This window comes from Microcoleus sp. LAD1_D3 (genome assembly GCF_036702135.1).
Classification (GTDB): domain Bacteria; phylum Cyanobacteriota; class Cyanobacteriia; order Cyanobacteriales; family Microcoleaceae; genus Microcoleus.
Map to the genome: position 1 here is coordinate 89,024 of NZ_JAUBSB010000016.1, position 15,715 is coordinate 104,738.

Genomic DNA, 15,715 nt, shown 5'->3' on the forward strand with positions numbered 1-15,715 from the left:
AATTTTTTAATCTTTAATTCTTAGCAAATTGACTAAACAGGGAGCGATTTTAGAGAGGGGTAAAATCCAGTCTACTTCAACATTTGCGATCGCCGACGCTGGCATCGTCGGGCATAGAGCTGAAACCGGTTCCTCCACAAATGTCAATCCTCCCTCAGCTTTAATTTTTGCCATCCCTTTACTACCATCCGAATTAGCTCCCGTTAAAATTATGCCGATAACTTTCTCCCCAAAGGCATCCGCAGCAGACTCAAACAGCACATCGATTGAGGGCCGCGCGTAGCACACAGGAGCCTCAGTTGATAGTGCAAATTTAGGAGTTCCGCGATTGGGGATTGGAGATTTTGAATTATGGATTGACTCCACTGCCACGCTCCCCCATTCTGTAAAGTCGTTTTCATACAGGCTAAACTCCTCGTCAGAGGGCGATTCTATTAGCAAGTGATAGTCCGCAGGAGCCAAGTAAACCCGTCCAGGTGCGATCTCCTCTTTGTCTTGGGCCTCTGTGATTTGGAGAGAGCTTTGCTTTTGTAAAAAATAAGTAAGCCTATTCTGAGAACTCTTATGGCGGTGTTGGACAATAACTACAGGCAAAGGAAAGCTTTGTGGCAAATCGGCCAGCAGCACAGTCAGAGCCTCTAGCCCTCCCAAAGACGTGCCAACAACCACTATTTCAAAATTTTTTTTATTTAACTCTTCGGTAGATTTTATCACTACTTTCAATTGGTTCATAGTATTTTTCATAAGGCGTAAAAGTCAGAGACTCCTGATGTCCTAGTCCTAAAACCCCAAACATTCCCAGGCTCTCATAAAAAAGCTTGTGTACCCGCTTTTGGAGGTGTGAATTGAAATAAATCATCACATTACGGCATAAAATAACATTAAATTCATTAAAAGAATTATCCGTTGCTAGGTTGTGGTGAGCAAAGACAATATTATCTTTAAGTGAAGAGCGAAAAATCGCATTTTCATAGGCAGCCGTGTAATACTCAGAAAACGCTTTCTTGCCCCCCGCTTGGTGGTATAGCTGCGTATATTCTTGCATTTGTTTCAGCGGGAATATCCCTGTTTTGGCTGTTTTCAAAACTAATTCATTCATGTCCGTAGCGTAAATCCGACAACGGTCATACAGTCCTTCTTCTTGCAGCAAGATTGCCATAGAATAGACTTCTTCTCCCGTTGAACATCCAGCGTGCCAAATCCGAATAAAAGGATAAGTACGCAGTAGCGGCACCACTTTATTTCTGAAACTAATGTAAAAGCTAGGATCGCGAAACATCGCCGTTACATTGACAGAAATGTCCAGCAGTAAACGGTCTAGGTAAGCAGGATTGTGAAGTACCTTTTCCTGAAGTGCAGAGACAGTAGTGAGCCGTTCCGAGCGAATAGTGTTCCAAATACGGCGCTTGAGAGAGGCAAGAGCATAATTGCGAAAATCAAATCCGTAATAGCGAAACATTCCCTCTAGTAGGAGTTGAATTTCGATTGTTTCAAGTTCATGGCTTTCGGGCATTTTCACTTAGTAATTGGGAATTGCGAATGGGGCATTGGGCATTGGTAGCACCTAACAAATAACTACGGACTTCTTTCTTCTTCCTTCTTCCTTCTTCCTTCTTCCTTCTTTCCCTTATCGATAAAGCCAAACACGCAGCAGCGAGAGCAACTGTTCCGTATCAACAGGTTTGGTAATGTAGTCAGACGCACCAGCTTCGATACATTTTTCCCGATCGCCCTTCATAGCTTTCGCAGTAAGAGCAATCATTGGCAGCGAAGCGAATTGAGGCATATTACGAATTGCTTGCATTGTTTCGTAACCGTCCATCTCTGGCATCATCACGTCCATCAACACAATATTTATGTCAGGCGTATTTTGCAATTTAGTAATGCCCTCTCTGCCATTCTCAGCATACTCAATTTTCATTTTATGGCGCTCCAGCATACTCGTGAGGGCGAAAATATTCCGCATATCGTCGTCAACAATCAAAACGGTTTTGCCCGCGAGCGTCGCATCTGTTTGATACAATTGCTCTAGCATTTGGCGCTTTGGTTCAGGCAAATTTGCTTGGACTCGGTGCAAAAACAAAGCTGTTTCATCTAACAAACGTTCTGGCGATCGCACATCTTTAACAATGATTGTTTCCGCCATGCGCTTGAGTTGAGTTTCTTCGGCTTTCGTCAAGTCTTTGCCCGTATAAATAATAATCGGCAGACTTTTTAAAATTGCATCTTGCTTGATTTGCTCGATCAGTTCAAAACCCGTCATATCTGGCAGTCCCAAATCGAGTACAACGCAGTCAAAATGCCCCGATCTTAAAGTTGCTAGCGCCTCTGCACCACTCCCCACAGCCGTTGTACAAACATCGTGATTGCCGATTAAATCCACAATGCTCAGACGCTGCGTTTCGTCGTCTTCCACGACTAGCAGATTCTTGACTCGCCGATCGACAAAACCCTTAATATCCATCAAAGCTTTGCTCAAAGCTTCGCTGCTAACAGGTTTTTGCAAATAGGCGATCGCCCCTAACTGCAAACTGCGCTGCCGCCCTTCTTCCACTGATACAATGTGAACCGGAATGTGGCGCGTAGTTGGGTCGTGCTTCAAGCGATCGAGCACTGTCCAGCCATCCATCACAGGCAAATTTAGATCCAGCATAATCGCAGTTGGCTTGAACTCTCGCGCCATCGCCAAACCGATATCGCTCCGTAAAGCCACTAAACCTTTAAAACCCTGATCCCGCGCCATATCCAAAAGAATGCGAGCGAAGTTCACGTCATCTTCAATAATCAACAGTACGCGATCGCCGGGTTCGACACTTTCCCGGTCATCAGCGATAATCGGTGATGGATAAGGAGCGATCGGCAAGTTGAAATTCGGGGAAGGAACTGCTGAAGAAGTAGCAGCCGGCAATTGAGCCGTTTGCTTGCCCCTTCCCGATTCCCCATCATTCATTATTCGCGATTCTTGGTAAGTTTGCGGCAGATAAAGCGTAAACCTACTACCCTCACCAGGGCGACTTGTCAATTTAATTTCTCCCCCTAACAGATTAGCGATTTCTCTACTAATTGACAAACCCAAACCCGTCCCGCCGTATTTGCGGCTAGTGCTACCATCAGCTTGTTGGAAAGCCTCAAAAATAACCCTGTGTTTTTCAGCCGAAATTCCAATCCCCGTATCGCTAACGACGAAAGCCAAAACAGTAGCGGAACTCCTTAAACTTTCTATCTCTAAACTCCACCCTTGCGACGCTACTTCGACACGCAATTTCACCTCACCCCGCTCTGTAAACTTAAACGCATTAGAGAGGAGATTCTTCAAAACTTGTTGCAGCCGTTTAGCATCAGTATAGAGACCTTTTGGCAACCCAGGCTCAAGCTCGATTTGAAAACTCAACTTCTTATCCAGGGCGATTTGGCGGAAAGTTCTATCCAAATGATCTCGCAAGTCCGGAAACAACACTTGCTCAATTTCCACCGACATCGTGCCTGATTCAATCTTCGCCAGATCCAAGATGTCATTAATCAGCCCTAACAAATCAGTTCCCGCCGAGTAAATTGTGCGCGTGTATTCAACTTGCTTCAGAGTCAGATTGCCTTCAGTATTGTCAGAAAGCAATCGAGCCAGAATCAACAGCGAATTCAGTGGAGTTCGCAACTCGTGAGACATATTTGCCAGAAACTCCGACTTATACTTAGAAGTTAGAGCCAACTGTTCCGCTCTTTCTTCCAACAACCCCCTCGCCTGTTCGATATCTCGGTTTTTCCGCTCAACTTCCTTATTTTGCAGCGCTAGCAATTCAGCTTGTTCTTCTAGTTCTTCATTTGTTTGTTGCAACTCTTCCTGCTGCTTCTTCAGCAGTTCCTCGTTCGTCTGCTGCAACTGCGCTTGCTGTTCTAACCGCTTGTTAGTTTCCGTTAGTTCCTTTTGCTGAGCTTGCAACTCTTCAGCCAAAGATTGCGACTGTTTCAACAACTCTTCCGTCCGCATACTCGCCGCAATAGTATTTAAAACAATGGCAATACTTTCCGTGAGTTGGTCGAGGAATGTTAAGTGAATTTCGCTGAAGCGGCGGAACGAAGCTAGCTCAATCACCGCTGTCACCTGCCCTTCAAACAGTACAGGTAAAACCACGACATTCAGCGGCGTAGATTCTCCCAGACCAGAGCTAATTTTAACGTAGTTGTCCGGCACTTCGGTCAGCAGTATTCTTTCCTTTTCCAGGGCGCACTGTCCGACCAAACCTTCGCCTAAATGGAATTTATTTCCTAAGCTTTTACGTTCCCGGTAGGCGTAGGTACTTAACAGTTTGAGGAAGGGGTCGTGTTCTACAGTTTCCATCATAAAGAAGACGCCATGCTGAGCAGAAACCAGCGGTGTTAATTCCGAGAGAATTAATTTAGAAACTGTTTCTAAATCCCGCTGACCTTGCAGCATTCTAGTGAACTTAGCCAGGTTGGTCTTGAGCCAATCTTGCTCGGTATTCTTCTGCGTAGTCTCCCGGAGATTGGCAATCATCTGGTTGATGTTGTCCTTGACGATCGCAACTTCTCCTTCAGCAGCGACGGAAATTGACCTCGTTAAATCGCCTTTAGTAACACCAATTGCCACTTCGGCGATCGCGCGCACCTGAGTAGTCAAATTCGCCGCCAATTCATTCACATTATCCGTCAAATCTCGCCACGTTCCCGCCGCCCCCGGAACCTTCGCCTGACCGCCTAACTTCCCTTCAATTCCCACCTCTCGCGCCACCGTACTAACTTGATCCGCAAACGTCGCCAGCGTGTCGATCATCTCGTTAATCGTATCTGCCAGAGTCGCAATTTCTCCCTTAGCTTCCAGCATTAACTTCCGCTTCAAATCGCCATTCGCCACCGCCGTCACAACTTTAGCAATACCCCGCACTTGCGCTGTCAAATTTCCCGCCATCGAGTTTACATTGTCGGTTAAATCCTTCCAAGTTCCCGCAACTCCTTTCACCTCAGCTTGACCGCCCAATTTACCCTCAGTTCCCACCTCCCGCGCTACCCGCGTTACCTCAGAAGCGAAGGAATTAAGCTGATCCACCATCACGTTAATAGTGTCTTTCAGTTCGAGAATTTCGCCTTTGACATCAACGGTAATTTTCTTAGACAAATCGCCATTTGCTACCGCTTTCGTCACTTCCGCAATATTCCGCACCTGCGCCGTCAAATTCCCGGCCATCAAGTTAACATTATCGGTTAAATCTTTCCACGTTCCCCCTACACCCCGCACGTAAGCTTGCACACCTAATTTACCTTCGGTTCCCACTTCCCTCGCCACCCGCGTTACTTCAGATGCGAAGGAACTCAACTGATCCACCATGATGTTAATCGTGTTTTTCAGTTCGAGAATTTCCCCTTTCACATCCACAGTAATTTTCTTCGACAAGTCGCCATTTGCCACAGCCGTTGTCACTTCGGCAATGTTCCGCACTTGGGCGGTAAGATTACCCGCCATCGAGTTAACTGAATCCGTTAAATCTTTCCAGGTTCCTGCAACCCCTTTAACTTCAGCTTGCACGCCTAATTTCCCTTCATTTCCGACTTCCCTAGCAACCCGCGTTACTTCAGATGCGAAGGAATTTAATTGGTCAACCATCGTGTTGACCGTGTTTTTTAGTTCGAGAATTTCGCCTTTAACATCTACGGTAATTTTCTTAGATAAATCGCCATTTGCCACAGCAGTCGTAACAGCAGCAATATTCCGTACTTGCTCTGTCAAACTACCCGCCATAAAATTAACTGAATCCGTTAAATCCTTCCAAGTTCCTGCTACGCCTCGGACATCGGCTTGACCGCCGAGTTTACCTTCAGAACCCACTTCTCTCGCCACCCGCGTTACTTCCGAAGCAAAGGAATTAAGCTGATCCACCATCACGTTAATGGTGTTTTTCAGTTCTAAAATTTCGCCTTTAACCTGTACCGTAATTTTTTTAGATAAGTCACCGTTAGCAACAGCCGTCGTCACCTCAGCAATGTTTCGGACTTGTGCTGTTAAATTGCCGGCCATTGAGTTAACTGAATCCGTTAAATCTTTCCAGGTTCCTGCTACTTCCTGCACTTCAGCTTGTACGCCTAATTTCCCTTCGTTCCCCACTTCCCTAGCAACCCTGGTTACTTCAGATGCGAAGGAATTTAACTGGTCAACCATCGTGTTGACGGTGTTTTTGAGTTCAAGAATTTCGCCTTTAACATCTACAGTAATTTTCTTAGATAAATCGCCTTTTGCCACGGCGGTTGTCACTTCAGCGATGTTCCGCACTTGTGCTGTCAAACTGCCTGCCATGAAGTTAACGCTATCAGTTAAATCCTTCCAAGTTCCTGCAACTCCTTTAACTTCTGCTTGACCGCCGAGTTTGCCTTCGGAACCTACTTCTCTCGCCACCCGTGTTACTTCAGATGCGAAGGAATTTAACTGATCCACCATGATGTTAATAGTGTTTTTTAACTCCAGAATTTCCCCTTTAACATCTACAGTAATTTTTTTAGATAAGTCACCATTTGCCACAGCAGTTGTCACGTCGGCAATGTTCCGTACTTGTGCGGTAAGATTGCCGGCCATTGAGTTAACTGAATCCGTTAAATCTTTCCAGGTTCCTGCTACTCCCCGCACTTCAGCTTGTACGCCTAATTTCCCTTCGGTTCCTACTTCTCTCGCCACCCGCGTTACTTCAGATGCGAAGGAACTCAACTGATCCACCATGATGTTAATCGTGTTTTTCAGTTCGAGAATTTCCCCTTTAACATCTACGGTAATTTTCTTGGATAAATCGCCATTGGCCACAGCGGTGGTCACGTCAGCAATGTTCCGCACTTGTGCTGTTAAATTCCCGGCCATCGAGTTAACTGAATCCGTTAAATCTTTCCAGGTTCCTGCAACTCCCCGCACTTCAGCTTGCACGCCTAATTTCCCTTCGGTTCCCACTTCCCTAGCCACTCGCGTTACTTCCGACGCAAAGGAGCTCAACTGGTCTACCATTGTGTTAACAATTTGGGCTGTTTGGAGGAATTCTCCTTTGAGGGGTCTGTCTTCTATTTCTAAGGCGATGGTTTGCGATAAATCTCCTTTTGCTACGGCCCGAATTACTCTGGCGGTTTCAGAGGTTGGTTGCACTAAATCTGTAATTAGGGTATTGACAGAATTTACGCTAGCTGACCATGACCCCTCGGCGTTGCCGATGGTGGCCCGCTGGGCGATTTTGCCTTCTTTACCCACAACTGTGCCAATCCGCTCGAGTTCGGCCGCCATTCTCTCATTGAGTTCGATAATGTCGTTAAGTTCGTCAGCAATTTTCCCCGCTAGACCAGTCTGGTCTATGGGCATCCGAACTGAAAAGTCCCCTTTTTTGACTGCCACTAAGGTTCTGAGTAACTGTTTGGCATAACCATTATTGGAATTGGGGCTTGTTATCTGTGCAGTTGACATGACCGTTACCTTTGGCGAGTTTGAAGGGGAAGGGGGGAATATTTTTGAGATTATTGATATTATCCGACTAAAGCAGTGTCTGATTGCTTCTATCGAAAGATGGATGACAAATTGCTGTTTATCAGCTATGTAGTTATTGGTTATTTTATACTGGTTAGCAGGCTCTTCTTGGTAACGAGTTAATTGTGGGTTGGCAGGAACAGGCCCGAAAGCCTGTTCCACCCTGTTCCACAAAGAGTGAATTTTATTGTGCGGCGGGCAGGATGCCCGCCCTACAGATTACCAACTGCGATTATTTCCAATTTTGCCACGAACTATTGAAAATAGAAGTACCCGGAAAGGCGATCGGATTGGCATTTTGTTGCAACCGCAACTGTAACACTTCCAAGTTTGGCTCGCGAGAGGGCAATTCGTCCACCAATTCATAAGGTAGAATCCCCTTTTCTAGGGAAAAAGCAGCTGTAACTCCCGCCGCCGCACCGGCAGACCATTCAAAAGAATGCACTCGATAAGCAGCGGCCGCTGTGTGGCTAACAGCAATACTTTTACCTGCCACTAACATATTGTCAATTTTCTGGGGAATCATTGCCCGCAGCGGAATTTGGAAGGGATAAGCTTGCCCTTGACCTTTGCGAGTGCCTTCGCGTTCGGTATTTCCTGGTGCTTCCGGCGGACTGTTGGTCATGCAGGGGTGAAAGTCGATCGCATAATGACCGATACCCACAGAATCAGGATAAATCGTAGCGCGCGATCGCGATGTTGTATCCTCAACAGATTGACTTCCCACAGCCAAAGCCGGCGCATTCAAACCACCCACAGCTAACCACAAATTGCGATACTCTTCCTCCGACAAATTCTGGCGATAAAAATCAGCCGTAAAGTCAGTGCGAGACATATCAACTTCCCACACCGTAAAACCTTGAGGCTGATTGAAACTCGGCCGCCCAATAATACGCCGGCCCTCCCGCATATAAGGATATTTAGAAAGTCCGTGCACCGTCCCCATCGGCGACTCCAACCCGCTCAAAAAACGATTGTTTGGATGAGGCTTTTTCACTCCATCTCCTAGCTGCGAGTCAGTAGTTCCTGTTACCAGCCAGTAGAAAAATCCTTTGGCATTTTCTTCACCCTTACGCAAAGTTTCCGTTCGCAAACCGCCCATCCATCCCCCCGGTTGCAGTTGACCGGCCGCTTCCAACTGCGCGCGAGAATAAATTAAATTATCCTGGGCCGAACCGGGACGATAGTCATTACCCCAAGTCCAGTTTTGCATCGAGATATCACCGGGATAAATGGGGAATTGCTTCGGGTCTGAAGGTCGCTTTTGATCTGGTCTCATGCTCCTGATTTGGCGGTAGGTGAAAACTAAGGGAAAGCTCGCCAATCTCGGCAATTCGTAGCTGTAGTAAGGAGCGTATTGTTGATAAAAAGACGGCACTTGATGCTGCTGCGCTTCCTTCGTTGCCTCCATCGCAAAAGTGTAGGTAAAACCTTGAGTGCAGTAAGCGTCGCCGCTAGGGCTAGCGGAGGAAGGTTCGAGAGGAGAACGCGGGTCAATTCCGAGGCGGTAAGGAACATCCCCAAGTCCGATCAACTCGCCTGTTTCAGTGGCATCTACCACGTACCAATCAGCAGGTCTAGGTTGGGAATTTGACTGGTTAGGTGGTTTTGGAATAAACCGAATAATAGTTTTGTTAAATCGTGCAGAATTTTCATAGCGATAGGCATCTTCGATAGTCTGAGAAAGAGTTTCGGTGTTGATGGGCGGGGTATTGGCGGCCGGTTTGTGTTGAATGGCGATCGCACTTTTAATTTGTTGGCCCCCAACCGTATTCCCCGCCACAGCAGGAGTAATTGCTAGTTCTTTAATAACCGTATTGGGAAACCATTTCAGCGTGCCTTTGCCTTTTCTAGCGGCATCCTGCAAGATGTTAAATAGAATTTTGTGACCATCGTAGGGCATGAAACACGAATAGCTAACCCAACAGCCTCCGGGATTTAGCCGGCCGTAATGTTCCTCGATCCGCCCCCGCAATTCTAGGTAGCCGCGGGGGTAATATAAGAGCGATCGCTGAGTCTCTCTTTCATCGAGTGCGGAAGTTCCCTGGGAGGAAATTTGACCGCCTACCCAGTCAGTAATTTCAGTCAGGCAAACTGTGCGCCCCGCCAGCAAACCTTCGTAAGCGGTAGCAGCGCCTGCGAGCCCGCCACCTGCTACTAGAATGTCGCAAGTTTCTGCAGAGTCCGGATTGCGGGGCGGTGCGGCAAATACTGGTGAAATGCTCCCTATCGCGGAAATTATGCCGAGGGTGAGGCTAAGGATCGATCGACCTTTGAGCAAAAATAGATACTGTCGAAGTTTCATCGGAGATTGTGGAATTAATTTTGACATAGCGCGAAAAACACTCATCCCATCTAAATGTTTATTTTGCAGTATACTGGTATTTCGCGGTGCTGTCAGGGAAAAGTTTTTTGAGAAAAGAGGCATTAATACCAGCAACAACTATTGAACAGCCGGATAAACCTTATGCTCAAAATCGTCAAAATTTTTAGGTCATTGATTCCTTTTGAGAGTTTAACAATTACCACCAGTTTAACTTTTTCGGAAGTGGGGCGCAGGTTGGACGAATTTGTCACTCCTCCCAAAGTTGTTAGAATAATTATACCCTTTGGCCCGCCCCCTCCCAAACCTTATGAAGGAACAATTTCTGGCAAAATTTTCAAAATTAATCGCATCATCATCGGTCGAAATTTATTGTTCCCAATTATAGAAGGAGATATATACACTCAACAGTTCGGTTGTTCCATCAAAATTAGGATGACTTTACATAAAATAGTCCTAGGATTTTTGATTCTTTGGCTGTGGACAACTGGCACTATAGGAATGTTCTCTTTATTTGCTTGGTTAGTCGAACCCTCCGTGGGACCAATATTTTTACCAATTTTAGGAATGTTTATTTTCGGCTGGCTTTTGTGCTTGATTCCTTTTAAAATAGAAGCAAAAGCAGCTATAAAATTTTTATCTATTCTCTTAACATAAAGTATTGTATCACGACAATATTTGAGCTGTATTATTAAAAACAATCTGGCTTCATCTGCGGTAAAAAAAAACTAAACTTTCCGGGATTACCCATGCGTCAAAACCAACTCAAACAAAAAATTAAACAAGGCGAAACAGTCCTCGGTTTATTTATGAACTGCGCCTATCCCGCCTTCATGGAAATCTGCGGTCACGCTGGATTTGATTTCGCCGTTATCGATATGGAACACGGCCCCCTGAACCCGCTTGCTGCTGAAGATTTGTGTCGCGCCGCCGACTGTACCGGAATTGCACCGATTGTTCGTGTCCGCAAAAACGACGGCCCGCAAATTCAACGAGCTCTTGATATCGGCAGTGCAGGCGTTCAAGTACCTCAAATTGAAAGCAAAATCGATGCCGAAACCGCTGTCAAAAGTGCTAAATACAGTCCTCTGGGCACGCGAGGCCTTTCCTTCGCTACGCGGGCAGGACTTTTCACTGCAGCAGGTACAAATATCACCGACAAACTCAACGAAGAATCCTTAGTTGTGATTCATGTCGAAGGCAAAGGCGGCATCGACAACCTGGCAGAAATAGTGACCGTCCCAGAGGTGGACGTGATTTTTCTAGGGCCTTACGATCTGTCACAGTCGATCGGCATTCCCGGCCAAGTCCGCGATCCCCGAGTCATCGACATGATGCAGGAGGCAGTGCAAACCATCCGCAAAGCAGGCAAAGCCGCCGGTACTTTTGCCGAAAACCCCGAAATTGCCCAGCAGTGGATTGATGCTGGCGTTCAGTACGTCGCACTTGGGGTCGATGTTGCCGTTTTCCTGCGGGCCTGTCAGTCGCTGGTGAAAGCAGTCAATCGATTTTAGATTTTAGATTAGGGATTTTGGATTAAAAGAAGAACCAGCCCCCGGATTCATCTTGCAAGCTTTACGATATCTTTGCAATTTTTGTAGTGTCTTTTACGACACATACAAAAAACCTGCGCTAGAGTAGAAGCATACACCTCCTCAAGGCAAAATTAGGGAGGGGAGCAAGGCTTCAGGGAGTAAAATCTATGAAAACCGTATTAGAATCCATTCATTTGGATTATGCCTTCATGTTTACTTTCAAAAAAGTAAACTCGATTAAGCTAGAAGGCTTCAAGGAATTTTTTGACGATATGCCTGTCGATCCGTATGTGAAAGGTAAGTATCGTTCGAGAAGATTATCGCGGTTTGCAGTCAACGGAAATGAGTTAGTTAAGTTACCTCACGGCTATTTGTATCAAAGCAAAACATACAATCCGCTAGTTGGTGATCTCAGGCGGGAATTTGCCGAATTGGACGATCGACTAATCGCCCTCGATAATTTCAAACAGATGATTTTTGCTTTTTTCGATTCCTGCAAAATTCACCCGGAAGCTGAAATCGGCATTCATCAAATCAGGACGACTTGTTCGCCAAACAATTTCGGCAACCCCGCACCGGAAGGCATTCACCAAGACGGTACTGACTTTATCGGGATTTTCTCGGTTGACAGAACTAATATTGTAGGCGGGGAAACGCATTTGTACTTGGCTAAAAAAGAGAAGCCTGTTTTTAATAAAATTCTGCATCCGGGAGAATTGCTGTTAGTTAACGACCACGAGTTTTTCCACTTTACTACACCGATTAAACCGGAATCTGAAGGAGTGGGAACCAGGGATGTCTTTGTGCTGACTTCTCCGAGTTTGCTTACCGATTGAGGAGAGTTGGGCAATTGCGCGTCTTTCGTTCGTAGTGAGGGCTTTACTCCTCTCTCTGGTGTTTACTCAATCATGACTAAAGTCCTTACTACAAACCTTTCGTTAGTAGTGAGGACTTTATGCGTCTTTCTGGCGTTTCCTCAATCATGACTCAAGTCATTACTAAGCTGTTGCGGCATTTAAATTGTATGTCAAAAAAAATTACAGTCTTGTGGGGAGTAGGGGTTGGGCGTCCCGCCCGCCCTGAATATATAATTTAAATGCGCGACAGCTTACAAACCTGCATATTTTCCTAAAAAGCCAGGTTTATGCCTCTAGCAACTCACAGATAACTCCTATCGAAACTTCCGTTCAGACTCTTGAATGGGAACATCATTAATACTAGCTTCACGTCTTCGCATTAACCCATTTTCTGCAAATTCCCACTGTTCATTACCATAGGCGCGATACCAGTAGCCAGCATCATCGTGCCACTCATACTCAAATCGAACAGAAATCCGATTATCTGTAAAACTCCACAGTTCTTTCTTTAAACGGTAATCTAATTCCTTTGTCCATTTTCTTCTTAAAAAAGCCTTGATTTCTTCCCGTCCGCTGAAGAATTCGGCACGGTTTCTCCACTGAGAATCTTCCGTATAAGCTAAGGCTACTCGTTCTGGATCGCGGGTATTCCAGGCATCTTCAGCAGCTTGAACTTTGGCTTTAGCCGTTTCCAACGTAAAGGGCGGTAGAGGTGGTTTAGTTTCCATCAGCTTTGTTTTTTGTGATTATAAAAGATAAGGTGCGGGATGCTAGCGCTACAGAGAGAGTTTGGGGACTTTGATATCAATCCTCAGCATCGGGATCGATTCCCATTGCTCGCAGTCGCTCCGCTAACTGGGTGACTTTTCGCTCTGCTTGTTCGGCTCTTTCCCGTTCTTGTTCGGCTCTTTCCCGTTCTTGTTCGACCAGGGCCCGCTCAATTTCAACTTGTTCGGAGCCAGTTAACAGCAAATTTCCCTGGGAATCCCACCACCGCAGCCAAAGAAGTTCTTGATTTTGATAGCTTCCCTGCCACAGTCCCAATTCTACATCTAGTACAGGAATGGGATAGTGACCGCGTTCGTTTGGCTCCATCCTTCGATACAGAAAATCTATCAGGTGATAGACTTCTAAATTGCCAGTTCTCATTTCATAAATACCGTAGTAAGGGATGCGGATAATTCTCTCGTACACCCAAAACTTACCGGGTTTAGTTGTTGTACCGTCGGCCGCCACAGAAAGCGGAGTACGATCGCGCTCTTCCTCTCCATTACCGCTAGCAAATTCTAAAGCAATGAACGGAGCCATGTGTTCCCGCCAAAGTACATAAGAACGGCGAAAACCATCGAGTGTTGCCGGTACATTGGGCACGTAAAACCAATCCGGTGCTTCTGCACCTCGCTCTGGTGGGTCAGTTTCTCGCCAGTAAATGCCGCAATCTTGCCCGATCGCATATTGTCCGTCTGGATGCAGTCGCTCTACAACCGGCCCGATCGAATCTGTCAGAATGATGCTCTGAGGATGCTCCTGAAAATTTTTCACAAATGTACCGTCTTCGTCTGGCAATTGGGTATGATCGGGGAATGCAGGAGGCCGATCTGTAGCAGTTATTATCTCAGTCATCGTCGTTTTCCGTGCAGTTATTGTTAATTGTACTGCGAAATTTTAGAGCAAGCTGATTTGAGACTTTAGCTAATATTAGCTAAACCCAGCTAACCAAAGGGGAAGCATCAGCAGTAAACCGACGGAAGTTATGGCGATGCTGCTAGCTAACAAATCGCGATCGAGCTCGTAGACTTCTGCTAAAATCAGCACCGAAAGAGCTGTGGGCGTTCCCGACATCAACACCAACACGAACCTCGGATCGCCACTCAATCCGAAATAACTAGCACCCAACCCGATTAGCACCGGCACAATTACCACTTTTAAAAGCGACGGGATTAACGCCAGTTCAAAACTTTCCCATTTCTTAATAGACCTCAGCCGGATGCCAACCAGCAGCAAAGCACTGGCAATTACCACCCAAACAGCAGTCTGCAATCCCGATTCCACTGTTTCGGGCAGGGGGATGTTTCTAGTATAAAAACCAATTAAAAAAGCCCACAGGGCGGGAACTGTCAGCACGTCCCGGATCTGAGTCCACCAGTGATTTTTTTGCTCGGAGTTCCCGAAATAGCTAGCAATAAATACACCGAAACAATAAGTTCCAATAACGTTGTTAGTGACGCTGTACAAGACAGCCCAGTTGTTGTTATCGGTGCTGATGATAGAGGGGGTGATTGCTAATCCAACAAAGCCCGTATTCCCTAACATCGCAGCTAGGAGAAAACTGCCTTGGCTCGATCGCTTCAGGGAATTAAAATTTAATAAGAATAAATTTACTAGAGAATTTTTGCCCTGAAAATAGGGTTTTTTGATGTGGGCCGCACTCAGCCTACGCAATAATACCCAAGTCAGCCAAGCAAAACTCGTACTCAGAAATAACACGAATATGGCGATCGCCGGCGTGAACCCCACAGCACCCGAAAAATCGCTTTGACGGGCTAAAACTAGAATTTGCAGCGGTATCCCAATCCAGAAAAGAAAGTGGCTCAGCAGCTTGGGAAAATCAACTGGGATGTACCGAAACAGAAGCAGTCCCAAGCCAGTCCAGATAACTAGAGGCGTATAAGCGTGAAATAAGGTTTCAATCATAAAAATTTAACTAGGCAATTGGAAATGCCTCTATCTATTAATAGTAATGCTAAAGTCTGTTGAATAAATGCAAATTGTCGTTAGCGGAGCCCTCGAAGAGGATCGCACTTGCACGCTTTTTCGTCCTAGCGTGTTCGCAGCAGTGCCAGCCCGAAAATTTCCGCCCAAATTCCCGCACCTTTCAGGACACAATCCTCAGACTCGCAGCCCCAAATGCTTGCAGTTTTTTGCATTCAGATTCACAAAACCTCTGTTAATTTGACCAATGTGCGATCGAGCTATCTTGCCTTTTCCGAACAGATGTCCCACGTTGTCCTGCCGTTTCGCTCTAACGGAAATACGGCGACACTAAAGCTGCTAATGACTTGCACTCATTAATTCAATTTCAAAGCATTAACCGGCACTTCATCCCAAGAACTAACAGTCCGCAAAGTAGCAACCCAGCCCTGCTGTTTTTGCTCTGCCGTCAAATTCTTCTCAAAAGATTCGTGGCAATCCTTCGCTTGAGTCTCATCGCAACAAGCAATGCAAGAATAAAGAATACCCGACGGATCGATTTGCTCGTTTACCCAAATAATCACGATCTACTCTCCCCATTAACTTAACTATTATCTAAATTTTCCTATATTTTTGTCAATTAAGTAGGTAGGTATTAATTAACCCTAGTGCGGCATTTTAGGTTAACAGGCATCTTGCCTGTGCCACACACAGGCAAGATGCCTGTTCCACACACAGGCAAGATGCCTGTTCCACACACAGGCAAGATGCCTGTTCCACACACAGGCAAGATGCCTGTTCCACA

At 46.0% G+C, this 15,715-nt stretch carries 12 protein-coding genes; 4 read left to right on the forward strand and 8 right to left on the reverse strand.

All coding sequences use genetic code 11. The annotated features are described in order from the left end of the window. Nucleotides 1-6: 6 nt before the first annotated feature. From QUA74_RS12190 to QUA74_RS12205, 4 genes are all read right to left on the reverse strand, one after another. Nucleotides 7-732: a chemotaxis protein CheB gene (locus QUA74_RS12190; RefSeq protein WP_333328748.1), complete on the reverse strand. Its 726-nt coding sequence runs from the start codon at nt 730-732 to the stop codon at nt 7-9. Further along, nucleotides 686-1,513: a protein-glutamate O-methyltransferase CheR gene (locus QUA74_RS12195; protein ID WP_333328751.1), complete on the reverse strand. Its 828-nt coding sequence runs from the start codon at nt 1,511-1,513 to the stop codon at nt 686-688. The genes QUA74_RS12190 and QUA74_RS12195 overlap by 47 nt, the downstream gene beginning before the upstream one ends. Nucleotides 1,514-1,627: 114 nt before the next feature. Further along, on the reverse strand, nt 1,628-7,444 hold the full coding sequence (locus QUA74_RS12200; RefSeq protein WP_333328754.1) for a HAMP domain-containing protein: 5,817 nt from the start codon (nt 7,442-7,444) through the stop codon (nt 1,628-1,630). Nucleotides 7,445-7,736: 292 nt separating this feature from the next. Continuing rightward, nucleotides 7,737-9,809: an FAD-dependent oxidoreductase gene (locus tag QUA74_RS12205; RefSeq protein WP_333328757.1), complete on the reverse strand. Its 2,073-nt coding sequence runs from the start codon at nt 9,807-9,809 to the stop codon at nt 7,737-7,739. A 162-nt stretch (nt 9,810-9,971) separates the two neighbouring features. On the opposite strand from QUA74_RS12205, the gene QUA74_RS12210 reads away from it, so the two are divergent. The 3 genes from QUA74_RS12210 to QUA74_RS12220 all read left to right on the forward strand — a co-directional run bounded on the left by QUA74_RS12210 (nt 9,972) and on the right by QUA74_RS12220 (nt 12,198). Then, on the forward strand, nt 9,972-10,484 hold the full coding sequence (locus tag QUA74_RS12210) for a hypothetical protein (protein WP_333328760.1): 513 nt from the start codon (nt 9,972-9,974) through the stop codon (nt 10,482-10,484). Nucleotides 10,485-10,576: 92 nt separating this feature from the next. Next, complete coding sequence (locus QUA74_RS12215) at nt 10,577-11,341, forward strand: aldolase/citrate lyase family protein (RefSeq protein WP_333328763.1); 765 nt, start codon at nt 10,577-10,579, stop codon at nt 11,339-11,341. 188 nt (nt 11,342-11,529) lie between these two features. Further along, complete coding sequence (locus QUA74_RS12220) at nt 11,530-12,198, forward strand: 2OG-Fe dioxygenase family protein (protein ID WP_333328766.1); 669 nt, start codon at nt 11,530-11,532, stop codon at nt 12,196-12,198. Nucleotides 12,199-12,533: 335 nt separating this feature from the next. Here QUA74_RS12220 and QUA74_RS12225 read toward each other — a convergent pair whose 3' ends face one another. The 3 genes from QUA74_RS12225 to QUA74_RS12235 all read right to left on the reverse strand — a co-directional run bounded on the left by QUA74_RS12225 (nt 12,534) and on the right by QUA74_RS12235 (nt 14,913). Beyond that, on the reverse strand, nt 12,534-12,947 hold the full coding sequence (locus QUA74_RS12225) for a nuclear transport factor 2 family protein (protein ID WP_333328769.1): 414 nt from the start codon (nt 12,945-12,947) through the stop codon (nt 12,534-12,536). A 76-nt stretch (nt 12,948-13,023) separates the two neighbouring features. Continuing rightward, complete coding sequence (locus QUA74_RS12230; protein ID WP_333328772.1) at nt 13,024-13,842, reverse strand: Uma2 family endonuclease; 819 nt, start codon at nt 13,840-13,842, stop codon at nt 13,024-13,026. Nucleotides 13,843-13,917: 75 nt separating this feature from the next. Further along, the gene (locus QUA74_RS12235) at nt 13,918-14,913 is read right to left on the reverse strand and encodes an AEC family transporter (RefSeq protein WP_333328775.1); all 996 of its coding nucleotides are present in this window, start codon (nt 14,911-14,913) and stop codon (nt 13,918-13,920) included. Nucleotides 14,914-15,126: 213 nt separating this feature from the next. Here QUA74_RS12235 and QUA74_RS12240 point away from each other — a divergent pair, with 213 nt between their 5' ends. Beyond that, nucleotides 15,127-15,291, forward strand: coding sequence for a hypothetical protein (locus QUA74_RS12240; RefSeq protein WP_333328778.1), 165 nt, complete (start codon nt 15,127-15,129; stop codon nt 15,289-15,291). Here QUA74_RS12240 and QUA74_RS12245 read toward each other — a convergent pair. Next, complete coding sequence (locus QUA74_RS12245) at nt 15,288-15,494, reverse strand: glycogen debranching protein (RefSeq protein ID WP_333038077.1); 207 nt, start codon at nt 15,492-15,494, stop codon at nt 15,288-15,290. The two genes, QUA74_RS12240 and QUA74_RS12245, sit on opposite strands and share 4 nt — an antisense overlap. Between the last annotated feature and the right edge of the window lie 221 nt (nt 15,495-15,715).